Here is a 12,409-nt window from a genome sequence, read left to right as displayed (position 1 = left end):
CCGAATTGTGACGGGGCTCACAGGGTTGTCGTCACAGTTCGGCGACGTCATGTTCCAGCAATTCGGCAAGTCGGACTTTGGCGGCGGCCTTGCGGGTCGGCAGATGTTGCGAAGGGAACAACGTGGTGACCGGTTCGTACTCCTTGAGGGTACGTCGCGCCACAGTCAGCTTGTGCACCTCGGTCGGCCCGTCGGCGATGGCCAGTGACTGCGCGGCGACCATCATCTTGATGAATGGCATCTCGTCGGACACCCCGAGCGAACCGTGCAACTGCATGGCGCGTTGCACCACGTCGTGCAGAACCCCGGGCATCGCGACCTTCACCGCAGCGATGTCACGGCGCACCTTCTGGTAGTCGTGATAGCGGTCGATCTTCCAGGCGGTCCGCAATACCAGCAGTCGGAACTGTTCGATCTGGATCCAGCTGTCGGCGATCTTCTCCTGCGTCATCTGGAAGTCCCCCAGCGGTCCCTGCCGGGTCTGTCTCGACACCGCGCGCTCGCACATCATGTCAAAAGCCTTGCGCGCCAGCGCGATCGTGCGCATGGCGTGGTGAATCCGGCCCCCGCCCAGCCGGGTCTGGGCTATCGCGAACGCCTGGCCCTCCCCACCGAGAACATGATCGGCCGGCACTCGGACGTCGGTGTAGCGCACGTAGCCGTGGGTGGCGTGCGCGGAGGATTCCCCCCCGACCCCGACATTGCGGACGATCTCGATGCCGGGCGTCTCGGCGGGAACGATGAACAGCGACATCTTCTGGTGGGTGCGCGCCTCCGGGTTGGTGACCGCCATGACGATGTAGAACGACGCGAAGCGGGCGTTGGAGGAAAACCACTTCTCGCCGTTGAGCACCCAGTCCCCGTTTCCTGAACCGTCGCGGACCGCGGCGGTGGTGAACAGGCCCGGATCGGAGCCGCCCTGCGGTTCGGTCATCGAGTAGCACGACGAGATCTCCCCGTCGAGCAGCGGCTGCAGATAGCGCTTCTTCTGCTCCTCGGTGCCGAACAGTGCCAGGATCTCGGCGTTACCCGAGTCCGGGGCCTGCGAACCGAAAACAGCTGGTGCCCAACGGGACCGACCGACGATCTCGTTGAGCAACGCCAGCTTGACCTGGCCGTAGCCCTGGCCGCCGAGTTCCGGGCTGAGGTGCGCGGCCCACAGGCCCTGGTCTTTCACCTTCTGCTGCAGCGGCCGCAGCACCCGCATCAGTTCGGGATTCTTCTTGTCGTAGGGGTCCAACGGCGCGAGGTCCAGCGGTTCGAGTTCGGTGCGCATGAACTCCTCGACCCAGTCCAGCTTGAGCTGGTAGTCGGGGTCGGTTTCGAAATCCCACATGCTCTTCAGTGTCCTCGACGTCAGGGCACGACGACCGCCCGGCCCACCACGGTGCCGTCGCGCAGATCGCGGTAGGCCCGGGCCGCGTCGTCGAGTCGGTAGATGGTGCGCTCGGTGGACACCTGACCGCTGGCTGCCAGGGCCAGCAGTTCTCTCAACTCCGGCCGGCTGCCCCAGTAGGTGGTCGCGATGCTGACCTCGTAGGGCTGGGAGAAGAAACCCAGTGGGATCTCCCCGCCGCCGATACCCACGATGGTCACGTCGGCCATGGTGCGGGCCACCGCGCGGGCCAGGTCCATCGTCGGCGTGGCCCCGACGAAGTCGAGGACGACGTCGGCGCCGCGGCCGCCGGTGAGATCCCGGATGGCCGCGGCGGCGGTGTCGCCTGCCAGCACCGCGTGGTGGGCGCCGACCTTGCGGGCCAACTCGCACGCCTCGGGTTTGAGGTCGACGGCGATCACCTGCGCGGCGGTGGTGGCCCGCGCGATCTGCACCGCGACGTGGCCCAGGCCGCCGACACCGATCACCACGCAGGTGGCGTCCGGGGTGAGTTTGGGCCAGGACCGCCGGATCGCGTGATAGGGCGTCAGGCCGGCGTCGGTCAGCGGCGCGGCGACCACCGGGTCCAGTCCGTCCGGCAGCGGAACCAGCTGCCGTTGATGGGGCACCAGCAGGTAGTCGGCCATCCCGCCGTCCAGACCCAGGCCGCCACCGCCGATCAGCGACGGGCGCTCGCAGTAGTTCTCCACTCCGACCGCGCAGCGCGCACACACCCCGCAGCCCCACGCGCCGTACACCGCGACGGCGTCGCCCTCGCGCAGGCCCTCGACGCCTTTGCCGACTGCGGCCACCCAGCCGGCGGTCTCGTGCCCGAGGGTCATCGGTAACTGCCAGACCGCCGAGGCGTCGAGTTCGTAGAGCACGTGAAGATCGGAGTGGCAGGCTCCGGCGCCGCCGACCTTGACCACCACTTCGTCCGGGCCCGGCGTCGGGTCGGGAACCTCCACCAGCTCGGGTTCCCGGCCGAAGCCCATCATCCGCAGCGCGCGCATCCTCGTCTCCTCTCGCTGCCTCGATTAGATCGGGTGCCGGTTGGCTCGGCTCTTGCGGGGGCGGCGGAAGGGAATGCGGCATGCTTAAGAACCGTGTTGCTGCTCAGCCGCGTGACGGGTCAGCAGGTGCTGACCCCCGATGGTCACCCGGTGGGGCGGCTGGCTGACCTGACCGTGCGGCTCGACGGCAACGGCGGGGGGCGGCTGATCGCGCGGCTGGTGGTGCGGTTGCCCGGCGGCCGCTCGGTGCTGCTGCCCTGGGATCGGGTGCAGGATTTCCAGCCCGGCCGGGTGATCGCCGCCGCGCAGCCGGAGAGCATCGACAGCCTGGCCGAGGCTTTGGCACCGGACGAGATCCGGCTGAAAAGGGATGTGCTCGACACCCAGATCGTCGACGTCGTCGGTCAGCGGTTGGCCCGGGTCGCCGACGTGCTGATCAGTCGGGTGCACGGCGGTTGGCTGGAACTGGTCGGCGTGGAGGTCGGCTTCGCCGGCGTGCTGCGCCGGCTGGGCCTGCGGCGGATTCGCTCGGGGGAAGACATCGTCGCGTGGTCGGATCTGCACCTGACTTCCGAGCGCGGCCATGCGGTTCAACTGTCCACCCCGCGGGCGGCGGTGCACCGACTGGATGCCCGCGGTCTGGCTGCTCTGGTCAGCCGGGTCGACACCCACGCGGCCACCGAGATCCTGGCGGTCAACGACCCGGCGGTGGCCGCTGCTGCGGTGAGCGTCGTCCATCCGGAGGTGGGCGAGCGGGTACTGCGCGCGATGTCCGGACCGCAGGCCGAACGCATCGTGGCCTTGATGCCACTCGACCATGCCGGACGCTGGCGGGCCCGGCTTGCACACCGGCCGGCGTGGCAGGGCCGTCGATTCCTACGTTCGGGGGTCTGGCGGCACCGGCGTCACCTGATCCGCCACACCCGCACGTGACGCGCCTGCGCACCCGCTGGGCCGCACTGCTGGTCGTGCTGGGTCCGGGGCTGCTCGCCGGGCTGTCCGACGACGACCCGGCTGGGATCACCACCTACTCGGTACTCGGCGCCGAGCACGGCTATCAGTTGCTGTGGGTGCTGCTGCTGTCGACGGCGGCGCTGGTGGTCTTTCACAGCCTGGCCGCGCGGATGGGGGTGGTCACCGGGCAGGGGCTGGTCGGTCTGGTTCGTCAGCGCTACGGGGTGCGGGTCGGCGGGGCGGTGCTGACCGCCCTGGTGGTGGCCAACATCGGGACGACATGCGCCGAATTCGCCGGTATCGCAGCGGGTTTCGAGTTGTTCGGGGTGAGCCGCTACATCAGCGTGCCGGTGGCCGCGCTGGCAGTGTCGCTGCTGGTGCTGCGCGGCAGCTTCCACCGGGTGGAGCGGCTGCTGCTGCTGCTGTCCACGGTGTTTCTGGCCTACATCGCCTCGGGGTTCATGGCCGGTCCGGACTGGGGGGCGGCGCTGCGCGGCACGGTCGTTCCGACCATGCCGATGACCGGCGAAGCGATCGCGATCGTCACCGCCACCCTGGGCACCACGCTGGCGCCGTGGGGCCTGTCGTTCATGCAGTCCTACGCGGTGGACAAGAAACTGCGCACCGAGGACCTGCCGGCCGAACGCATCGACGTGGTCACCGGTGCGGTGTTGACCGGCGTCATCGGATTCTTCGTGGTGGTGGCGTGTGCGGCGACCCTGCACCGGGAGGGCCGCAGCATCACCGACGCCGCCGACGCCGCGGTGGCGTTGGAGCCGTTGGCCGGCCAGGCGGCCTCGACGCTGTTCGCGGTCGGCCTGATCGGGGCGTCGCTGTTGGCGGCGTCGATCCTGCCGCTGTCCACCGCCTATTCGGTGTGCGAGTACGCCGGGGTCGAGGCAGCCCTCGACGATCCCTACCGCGAGGCCCGCACCTTCTATCTGACCTATGGCGTCATCACCGTGATCGGCACGGTGCTGGTGCTCGCACCGGACGCGCCATTGGTCGCGATCCTGGTGGGCACCCAAGTGCTCAACGCGGTGCTGCTGATCCCGTTGTTGATCGCGATGGTCGGGCTGGGGCGCGACCGGGATCTGATGGGCGAGTTCGCGACCGGACCTGTCGGGACCGCTATCTACGCCCTGACGACCGGCGCGGTGGTGGTGTGTGTCCTGGCCCTGGGTGCCACGGCGGTGCTGGGCTAGCCTGGCCGCCATGGCGCTGACGGTGCGACCCGCGCACTCAACCGATGTTGCGGCGCTGGCCAAAACACTGGCCCGTGCGTTCCATGACGACCCGGTGTTCTGCTGGCTGCAACCGGCTTCGGCCAGGCGCACCGCCACACAGCCGGGCTTCTTCAGCGCGATGGCCCGCCACCATTTCCTGTCCGGCGGCGGGGTCGAGGTGGCGGTATCGGAGGACGGTGTCGGCGCGGCGGCCATGTGGGACCCGCCGGGCCGCCCGACCGAGAGTCCCCGCGAACTGATCGGCATGCTGCCCGCGGCGCTCCGGGCGTTCCGCGGCCGGATCCGGTTGGCGCAGGCGCTCGGTGAGGAGATGAAGGCCAACCATCCCGAGGAACCGCACTGGTATCTGGGGATGATCGGCAGCGACCCGCGGGTACGCGGTGGCGGCTACGGCGCGGCTCTGATGCGTTCGCGGCTGGACCGCTGCGACGCCGAGGCTGCGCCGGCGTATCTGGAGTCCAGCAATCCCGACAACATCCCGTACTACACGCGGTTCGGGTTTGAGGTCACCGGGGAGATCCGGATGCCCGGCGGCGGGCCCTCGATGTGGCCGATGTGGCGGCCGCCCCGGTAGGGGTGGCGGCGCCCCGGCGGTACGGGCACGTGACCCTGGCCGGGCAACCTAGGGCACCGGCGCCGGTGGCGGGCCCGGCACGACCGGTGCCACCGGGGCCGGCGCCGCTGTTTCCTCGGGGGCCGGCGGCGGCGGTGGCGGCGGTGGGGGAGCGATGATCGACGTGGCCTCCGGGCCGACCAGGAAGCCGGTACGTTCCGCGGTGTTCACGCAGGCCACCACTCCGGCGTCGTCGACGCCGCAGAACAACTGCCGGAACGTCAGCCGGGTGTTCGGCGGTAACCGTCTGACCGCGCCGGCGGCGGCGTACGGCGGAGTGTCGGTGGTGGAGAACGTCGGCATCCCGGTGGGTCCACCGCTGACCAGGTTCACCCCCTCCGGGGCGCCGGGCAGGGGCCCACTGCAGCCGAACTCGCCTCTGAGAACATCCAGGATGCACACCACCCCCGGCGGCCCGGCGAAGCCCAGCCACTTGCCGCCGTTGACGGAGTAGTCCGCCGGGTTGACCGGCACATATGCCGAGACCCCGGGCACCGTCGGCGCGGTATCGGGCTCAGCGGCCGCGGTGGCCGGGCCGAGCAGAGCGGCGCTGACCGTCATCGCGGTGAGGAGAACGCTTTTGACTAGCACCAGACCACTGTAGCCAGACGCCTCAGGTGGTGTCGCGCAGCGTCACCCGGAACTGCATCACCCGATAGGGCCAGCCCCGAGCGGTGTTCCATTGCGAGACAACCAGTCCTACCCCACCCGCGACATCCAACCTGCTGCCTGGCAGAACGTAACCGCCGTACAGTTGCGCCACCCGACAGCCGTCGTGGTCCTCCCCGTCCCATTCGCAGCCGCGCACCGGCCGCTGCACCGGCGCATCGGTCAGATCGGACGTCGGTGCGCTGATGGTGCGGTAGCCCAGTGAGTAGGCCGACGACAGAAAACCCCCCAATACCCATGTGCCGCAATCTAATCGACGCAGCGACAGCTCACCCCAGGTCTCCCCGGGCGGAGTGATCACCGAGGCCTCCTGGCCCCATCGCCCGTCCGACCACGCAAGATAGGCGGACTGATCGCCGATGTGCTCAGGGCGAACCCGGCGCAGGATCAGCCCCTTGTTGCGTTGGAAGCCGGTGGAGATCACATACACCCACCCGTCTGTCGGGTCGTAATCCCATGTCCAGCACTGCGCGTGCCCGCTGTACAGGCCGGCCCGGAACTTCGCGGACTTGCCGAGGTTGCGCCAGGACATCCCGTTGTCGTCGGAACGCCAGATCTCCGTCCATCGCACATTGCCGAAACCCTGGTTGACGATGGCGTGCAGGTACAGGGTGTCGCCGACCCGCAGCAGATCGGAGGGAATGACGGTGCTGATGCCGCGGCGCAGCAGACCGGGGGTGGTGCGGTGCCGGTAGTGCCACAGTTGCCGCGCATAGCCCGGATCGGCACCACCGGCGGTGCGGTAGACGATCGGCTGGGTGGCGTCCCCGGTGCCGATCAGGATCACCGGTGATCGCCAGTCCCCGGAGCCGACCCGGTTGCCGGAGAAGGTGTCGCCGAACACCGACACCAGACTGCCGTCGGTGGCTCGCACCGACGCGCCCAGATCGGTGCACATCGCCCCGAACCGGTCCGTCAATCCGGGGCCGGTCAGGTCCTTGACCTTTCCGGTGACAGCACCGGACGGATGGGCCAGCGCCATCAGCGGATGAGGTAGTCGGTGGGATCCGGTGAACGGGTCCATGACCAGAAGTCCACCAGCCGCCAGGGGCTCAGCGAGTGCACCACACCGCGGGCGTCCTTATAGAAGCTGTGTCGGATGCTGGGTTGGGACCACACCAGGGTGTGAAGCTCGGCCTGGCAGCGCTGGTAGTAGTCGTCGTAGACCTCGCGGCGGGGTTCGATCGCCGTGCCGCCGCAGGCCAGCAGCAGGTCGATACAGCCCATGATGTAGCGGATCTCGCACTCGGAGTGGAAGATCAGGCTGCCGCCGCTGGCCAGGTTGGTGCCGGGACCGTACATGCAGAAGAAGTTCGGGAAACCCGGGATGGTGATGCCGAGGTAGGCCGCCGGGCGTTGACCCCACGCGTCGTGCAACTCCACGCCCTCGCGGCCGATCACCCTCAGTGAGGACAGGAAGTCGTTGACCCGGAAGCCGGTGGCGTAGATGAGGACATCGGCGTGATGGCGGTCGCCGTGGCTGTCGACGACGGCGTCTGTCTCGACGTGATCGACGCTGCCGCGGACCAACTCGACGTTGCCGCGCCGCAGCGTCTGCAGCCAGCTTCCGTTGTCCTGCAGGGTGCGTTTCCCGGTGGCGGGGTAGTCCGGGATGACCTTGGCGGCCAACTCGTCGGCGTGCGGGTCGCCCTCGAGTTGGCTGGTGATCCACCCGGTGAACATCAGCCGGGCCATGTCGTTGGCGGCACTGACGGCGCGCTGTTGGTCGGGCCAGTCCGGGTCGACCTTCGCCGCGGCCAAGCCGGTGTCGCAGCCGGGCCAGAAGACCAGGAAGCGATACCAGCGCCCGTAGAACGGCAGATGCTTGATGGCCCAACGCATCCCGACTCCAACAGCGGCGTGGTAATTGGGGTTGGGGAACATCCACTGCGCGGTGCGCTGGATGATGGTCAGGCGCCCGACCTGCTCGGCGATCGCCGGGGCGACCTGGAATCCGGTGGCGCCGGCCCCGATCATCACCACGTCCTTGCCGGTCAGGTCGACGTCGTGGTCCCACCGTGCGGTGTGGAAGGCCGGGCCGGCGAAGTCCGCGGCACCGGCGAAGTCGGGGATCGAGGGGGCGTTGAGTTGCCCGACGGCGCTGATGACGGCTCGGGCATAGAGGGTTTCGGATCCGCCGGGGCCAGACACGCTCACCGCCCAGGTGCCGGTGGCGTCGTCCCACACCGCGGCGGTGACCTCGGTGTTGAACCGGACATGGTCACCGACGCCGTGCCGGGCCATCACGCCGGCGAAGTACGTCTGTAGTTCAGGCTGGCGGGCGAAGAACTCACTCCAGTGGTCGGCCGGTTCGAAGCTGTAGCAGTAGAAGTGGTTTCCCACGTCCACCCGGGCTCCCGGATAGGTGTTCTCCCACCAGGTGCCGCCCACACCGGGGTTCTTCTCGATCACGGTGAACGGGATCCCGGCCTGTTTGAGCCTGATCGCCGCGAGGACACCGGATTGGCCGCAGCCGATGACGATAACCGGGAAATCGCTACGGGCCGCCGCCGCGCTGTTCAACCCGTCCAGCCGGGCGTCGCCGTCGAGACCCATTTCCTCGAGCATCATCGGCACGTACTCGTCGGGAACTTCAGCCGCGGCGATCCAGTCCATCATCCGTTTGAGCAGTGCGGGATCGACGGTCTTGGGTTCAGGGCACCCGCGGTCGCGGTAGTCGGTGATGATGCCCAGGGCCAGCGCGCGGGCGGCGGCCTTGTCCTGTTCGGACATGAAGCCCTGGATCTCGTTGAGGAACAACCCGGCCGGTCGTAGCGGCCCGGCCAGGATCGACTCCCGCACCGCGTCGTCGTCGGTCATGTGCACGCACGCCATCAGCAGCGCCGGGATGGACACGTCCTGCAGGGCGGCGGTGATCTCGGCGTCGGAGTCGGTGAACGGCTCACCGGCGTGCGGATTGCGCATCGGTTCAGGCTAACTGCGGCGGCACTGACCCACCGGGGCCGGTCGGCATGGGGTCTAGCAGCCGTTGGCCGCCCGGAGCGTATGGCAGACCTGGTGAAGGCGGGTCGGTGACAACCGGGTGATCCGGCGCCGGAAAGCCGTCCGGGGCAGGGTATGGATGTTGTCGAAGTTCACCACGCAGTCACTCGGGACACCGTCCCCTGCCGCCGTCAGTTCCAGTTCGGAAACCAGTCCGCGACGTGTTCGCGTGAGTGCGGCGACGACTACTGCGCCCATCCGGTCGGCGACGGGGTCGCGGGTGAGGACGAGCACCGGTCGATCCCCGCCGGGGGTTGCGGCGAACCACAGCTCACCCCTCTGCATTGGCCCAGTCGCTCCAGTCCTCGGCCGGACCCCATTCGGCGATGTCGCCGAGGGCCTTCTCGCTGTCCGTCAACGGAACTTCCGCGTAGGCGCGCGCCTCCACTTCCGAAGCGAGTTCGGAGAGGTGCCGTCGTAATGCGGCGCGCAACAGCTCAGACCGCTCGATGTGTAGCCGCCGGGCCCACAGTTCGACGGCGGCCGCATCGTCATCGTTGACGCGAAAGCTCAACATCGTCATACAACCAGCTTAATCTGTATGACGGACGCTTCGCGACAGGCCGTGGAACCGAAGCCAGCCCACCGGTCTCCCAGACGGCGTCTTCAGCCCGGACTTCACCGCGATCTACACGCCGGTGTACTTCACACACGAACTGTGGGTCTCACCGGCGTCTGTCCTGACGGGTCAACCGCGGGTGTAGCCGTCACCCAGGCCCGCTGCGCCAACCCGCGATCCCCACGGCGATCATCCGAAGCTGTTTGACAGCCGTGCGTTTGATCTCCTCGACGGCTGTGGCGTCGGGTGCGTCCTCAAGCGCTTCGGCGATGATGATCATCGAGTTGACGAACAAGCTGGCCAGAATGTTGAGGTCCTCGGTGCTCCAGGTGCTCAGGCCGCCGGGAAAGCGCGCCAGGTCGGTGGCCAATTCCGAGGTGAGCAGGCGGATTTCGGTGCGGATGGCATAGCGCAGCACCGCCACGCCACTGGAGCGTTCGCGGACGATGAACCGCCAATGCTCGCGCTGCTCGGTGACGCTCGCGGTGAGAATGTCGACGCTGGAGGCCATCACCCGATTGAGGTCCAGTTCGCCCGCCCGGGCGCTGCGCAGCATGTCGCGCAGGGATCGGAAGGACTCGTCGATGAGCACCAGACCGAGGGCTTCCATGGACTCGAAGTGCCGATAGAAGGCCGCCGGGACAATGCCGGCGGCGCGGGTGACCTCGCGCAGGCTCAGCGCGCTGAAACTGCGCTCGTCGAGCAGTTTCAGGGCCGCGTCGATGATCGCCCGCCGGGTGGCCGCTTTGCGCTCCTCGCGCGTCAGCGTCTCCTGCGAGCGGGTACGCGACCGGGACCTGCTCGAACTCACATGGCGACTGGGTGCACGACTATTCACTGATGTGAACCGTAACACAAGCAGGGTTTTTCCTTGACGAGGCGTCGCAAACAGAGCAATAGTGTACATATGTTCACTCAAATTCCTAGGCGGTCGGGTCGGCGCGCCCGGCTGCTCGGTCTCCTCGCCGGCCCGCACGGCGTCGACCGCTACACCGAACTCCTCGACCCGATGTGGACCAGCGAAGACCGCGCCACCGTGGTGCGGGTGCGCCGATCCGGTCGCAACCTCACCGTCTGGCTTCGGCCCAACCACCCTGTCTCGTTCACCGCGGGGCAGTACCTCCCTGTCACCGTCGAGATCGACGGCCGCCGCCACACCCGCTGCTACTCCCCGGCCAACGCCGAGGGGAGCCCACTGATCGAACTGACCATCGCCCGCCATCGCGGCGGGGTGGTGTCGGAGTATCTGCACGGAGCTGCCCGCCCCGGCCTGACCGTCGGCTTATCCGCGCCGGGCGGTGACTTCGTCCTACCCACCCCGCGGCCACGGCGGCTGTTGCTGATCGCCGGCGGCAGCGGGATCACCCCGGTGATGTCCATGGTCCGCACCCTGCAGGAGCAGTGGTACGACGGCGAGATCGCCGTACTGCACTACGTCCGCACCCTGGAGGACGCCGGCTACCGCGAGCAGTTGGCGCTGCTGCCCGACGTGCAGGTGCGCTACGCCTGCACCCGTGGTCCGGGCGGGGACCTGGATGGCCACCTCGACGAGCGGCATCTGGCCGCCGCGATGGCCGACCCGGACGCCGTCTACGTCTGCGGGCCGCACACCCTGGTCGATGCTGTGCGCCGACACCACCCGGCTGCGGTATCGGAGAGTTTTGCCCCTGCCCCGCTGGCGATCCCGGACTCTCCCGGTGATGGCAGGATCACATTCAGTGCGAGCGGTATGGACACTGACGACGACGGCCGGACCCTGCTCGATCAAGCCGAAGAGGCAGGGCTGGCGCCGAAAACCGGATGCCGGATGGGCATCTGCCACACCTGTACCCGCCGCAAGGTGCGCGGTGTGGTGCGCAACCTGACCACCGGAGCGCTCTCCACCGATGACGGCGACGCCGTCCAGATCTGCGTGTCCGTCGCCGTCGGCGACGTCGACATCGCTCTGTAAACCAACACCTTTACTTCGAATCAAGGGGAACCACCGATGACCCACACACCCACCCTGACGCCCGAGCAACTCGACGAGTTCGGCCGCGAACTCGACGCCATCAAGGAGAAAGTCGTCGCCGACCTCGGTCACGTCGACGTCGACTACATCCGCCGAGTGATCAAAGCCCAGCGCGGCATGGAGGTCGCCGGCCGGGCTCTGTTGATGTTCCCGCCCGCCTGGCTGGCCGGCACCGCCCTGCTGTCGGTGTCGAAGATCCTGGACAACATGGAGATCGGGCACAACATCATGCACGGTCAGTACGAGTGGACCGGCGACCCGGCACTGTCGGGCCAGACCTTCGAATGGGACACCGCCTGCCCGGCGGAGCAGTGGCGGCACTCGCACAACTACACCCACCACACCTTCACCAACATCGTCGGCATGGACCGCGACATCGGCTATGGCATCCTGCGGATGAGTGACGACCAGCCCTGGCGCCCTTACTATCTGGGTAACCCGGTCTACGCCTTCCTGCTGATGGTGCTGTTCCAGTACGGGGTGGCCATGCACGACGTAGAGGCCGACCGCATCCGATCCGGTGAGATCACTGTCAGTGACAAGCGCGAGGTGCTCCAACAGATCTGGCGCAAGACCCGCCGCCAGGTCCTTAAGGACTACGTCGCCTTCCCCCTGCTGGGCGGCCCGTTCGCCCCGTTCGTCTTCACTGGAAACCTGACCGCGAACCTGGTGCGCAACGTCTGGGCCTACTCGATCATCTTCTGCGGGCACTTCCCGGAAGGCACCGAGGAGTTCTCCGTCGAGCAGACCCGCAACGAGACACGCGGGCAGTGGTACTACCGGCAGATCCTCGGCTCAGCGAACCTGACCGGCGGCAGGCTGTTTCACATCCTGTCCGGCAACCTGTCCCACCAGATCGAGCACCATCTGTTCCCGGACATCCCCGCGCGTCGGTACGCCGAGATCGCCCCGCAGGTCCGTGAGATCTGCCGGCGTTACGGGTTGCCCTACAATTCCGGGCCGCT

At 68.1% G+C, this 12,409-nt stretch carries 13 protein-coding genes; 5 read left to right on the top strand and 8 right to left on the bottom strand.

Annotation, left to right across the window (positions count from 1 at the left end):
• Positions 1-31: 31 nt before the first annotated feature.
• Together ADBZ5N_RS04510 and ADBZ5N_RS04505 are read right to left on the bottom strand one after the other, a co-directional pair.
• The gene (locus tag ADBZ5N_RS04510) at positions 32-1,336 is read right to left on the bottom strand and encodes an acyl-CoA dehydrogenase family protein (protein WP_526256293.1); all 1,305 of its coding nucleotides are present in this window, start codon (positions 1,334-1,336) and stop codon (positions 32-34) included.
• 20 nt (positions 1,337-1,356) lie between these two features.
• Entirely contained in the window at positions 1,357-2,388 is a 1,032-nt protein-coding gene (locus ADBZ5N_RS04505) for an NAD(P)-dependent alcohol dehydrogenase (protein WP_526256292.1), read from the bottom strand.
• Between the two features lie 93 nt (positions 2,389-2,481).
• On the opposite strand from ADBZ5N_RS04505, the gene ADBZ5N_RS04500 reads away from it, so the two are divergent.
• The 3 genes from ADBZ5N_RS04500 to ADBZ5N_RS04490 are packed head-to-tail and all read left to right on the top strand — an operon-like array spanning position 2,482 to position 5,163.
• The gene (locus tag ADBZ5N_RS04500) at positions 2,482-3,321 is read left to right on the top strand and encodes a magnesium transporter (protein ID WP_526256291.1); all 840 of its coding nucleotides are present in this window, start codon (positions 2,482-2,484) and stop codon (positions 3,319-3,321) included.
• Positions 3,318-4,547: an NRAMP family divalent metal transporter gene (locus tag ADBZ5N_RS04495; protein WP_526256290.1), complete on the top strand. Its 1,230-nt coding sequence runs from the start codon at positions 3,318-3,320 to the stop codon at positions 4,545-4,547. Before ADBZ5N_RS04500 ends, ADBZ5N_RS04495 begins: the two co-directional genes overlap by 4 nt.
• A gap of 10 nt (positions 4,548-4,557) precedes the next feature.
• Positions 4,558-5,163 (top strand): GNAT family N-acetyltransferase, encoded by a 606-nt coding sequence (locus ADBZ5N_RS04490; protein ID WP_526256289.1) that lies wholly within the window; start codon positions 4,558-4,560, stop codon positions 5,161-5,163.
• Positions 5,164-5,211: 48 nt separating this feature from the next.
• Here the strand turns inward: ADBZ5N_RS04490 and ADBZ5N_RS04485 are convergent, their stop codons facing one another.
• The 6 genes from ADBZ5N_RS04485 to ADBZ5N_RS04460 all read right to left on the bottom strand — a co-directional run bounded on the left by ADBZ5N_RS04485 (position 5,212) and on the right by ADBZ5N_RS04460 (position 10,271).
• Positions 5,212-5,793 carry a hypothetical protein gene (locus tag ADBZ5N_RS04485; protein WP_526256288.1) on the bottom strand — a complete coding sequence of 194 codons (582 nt, stop codon included), beginning with the start codon at positions 5,791-5,793 and terminating at the stop codon, positions 5,212-5,214.
• A 22-nt stretch (positions 5,794-5,815) separates the two neighbouring features.
• Entirely contained in the window at positions 5,816-6,853 is a 1,038-nt protein-coding gene (locus ADBZ5N_RS04480; protein WP_526256315.1) for a DUF4185 domain-containing protein, read from the bottom strand.
• Complete coding sequence (locus ADBZ5N_RS04475) at positions 6,853-8,796, bottom strand: flavin-containing monooxygenase (protein ID WP_526256287.1); 1,944 nt, start codon at positions 8,794-8,796, stop codon at positions 6,853-6,855. The genes ADBZ5N_RS04480 and ADBZ5N_RS04475 overlap by 1 nt, the downstream gene beginning before the upstream one ends.
• A 54-nt stretch (positions 8,797-8,850) precedes the next feature.
• Entirely contained in the window at positions 8,851-9,159 is a 309-nt protein-coding gene (locus tag ADBZ5N_RS04470) for a type II toxin-antitoxin system PemK/MazF family toxin (protein ID WP_526256286.1), read from the bottom strand.
• Entirely contained in the window at positions 9,146-9,391 is a 246-nt protein-coding gene (locus ADBZ5N_RS04465) for a ribbon-helix-helix protein, CopG family (protein ID WP_526256314.1), read from the bottom strand. The genes ADBZ5N_RS04470 and ADBZ5N_RS04465 overlap by 14 nt, the downstream gene beginning before the upstream one ends.
• A 190-nt stretch (positions 9,392-9,581) precedes the next feature.
• Positions 9,582-10,271: a TetR/AcrR family transcriptional regulator gene (locus ADBZ5N_RS04460; RefSeq protein WP_526256285.1), complete on the bottom strand. Its 690-nt coding sequence runs from the start codon at positions 10,269-10,271 to the stop codon at positions 9,582-9,584.
• 69 nt (positions 10,272-10,340) lie between these two features.
• On the opposite strand from ADBZ5N_RS04460, the gene ADBZ5N_RS04455 reads away from it, so the two are divergent.
• The gene (locus ADBZ5N_RS04455; RefSeq protein ID WP_526256284.1) at positions 10,341-11,384 is read left to right on the top strand and encodes a flavin reductase family protein; all 1,044 of its coding nucleotides are present in this window, start codon (positions 10,341-10,343) and stop codon (positions 11,382-11,384) included.
• A 36-nt stretch (positions 11,385-11,420) separates the two neighbouring features.
• Positions 11,421-12,409: fatty acid desaturase family protein (locus ADBZ5N_RS04450; protein WP_526256283.1), on the top strand; the 989-nt coding region annotated here is incomplete at its 3' end.

Origin of the sequence: Mycobacterium sp. (assembly GCF_044370595.1) — a bacterium.
Taxonomy (GTDB): domain Bacteria; phylum Actinomycetota; class Actinomycetes; order Mycobacteriales; family Mycobacteriaceae; genus Mycobacterium.
This window is presented reverse-complemented; position numbering and strand designations above follow the sequence as displayed.

What these genes read in the sequence shown, in the direction of transcription:
- ADBZ5N_RS04510 (WP_526256293.1), bottom strand. Translation starts at nt 1,336, where the DNA reads ATGTGGGATTTCGAAACCGACCCCGACTACCAGCTCAAGCTGGACTGG.
- ADBZ5N_RS04505 (WP_526256292.1), bottom strand. Translation starts at nt 2,388, where the DNA reads ATGCGCGCGCTGCGGATGATGGGCTTCGGCCGGGAACCCGAGCTGGTG.
- ADBZ5N_RS04490 (WP_526256289.1), top strand. Translation starts at nt 4,558, where the DNA reads ATGGCGCTGACGGTGCGACCCGCGCACTCAACCGATGTTGCGGCGCTG.
- ADBZ5N_RS04480 (WP_526256315.1), bottom strand. Translation starts at nt 6,853, where the DNA reads ATGGCGCTGGCCCATCCGTCCGGTGCTGTCACCGGAAAGGTCAAGGAC.
- ADBZ5N_RS04475 (WP_526256287.1), bottom strand. Translation starts at nt 8,796, where the DNA reads ATGCGCAATCCGCACGCCGGTGAGCCGTTCACCGACTCCGACGCCGAG.
- ADBZ5N_RS04470 (WP_526256286.1), bottom strand. Translation starts at nt 9,159, where the DNA reads ATGCAGAGGGGTGAGCTGTGGTTCGCCGCAACCCCCGGCGGGGATCGA.
- ADBZ5N_RS04465 (WP_526256314.1), bottom strand. Translation starts at nt 9,391, where the DNA reads ATGTTGAGCTTTCGCGTCAACGATGACGATGCGGCCGCCGTCGAACTG.
- ADBZ5N_RS04455 (WP_526256284.1), top strand. Translation starts at nt 10,341, where the DNA reads ATGTTCACTCAAATTCCTAGGCGGTCGGGTCGGCGCGCCCGGCTGCTC.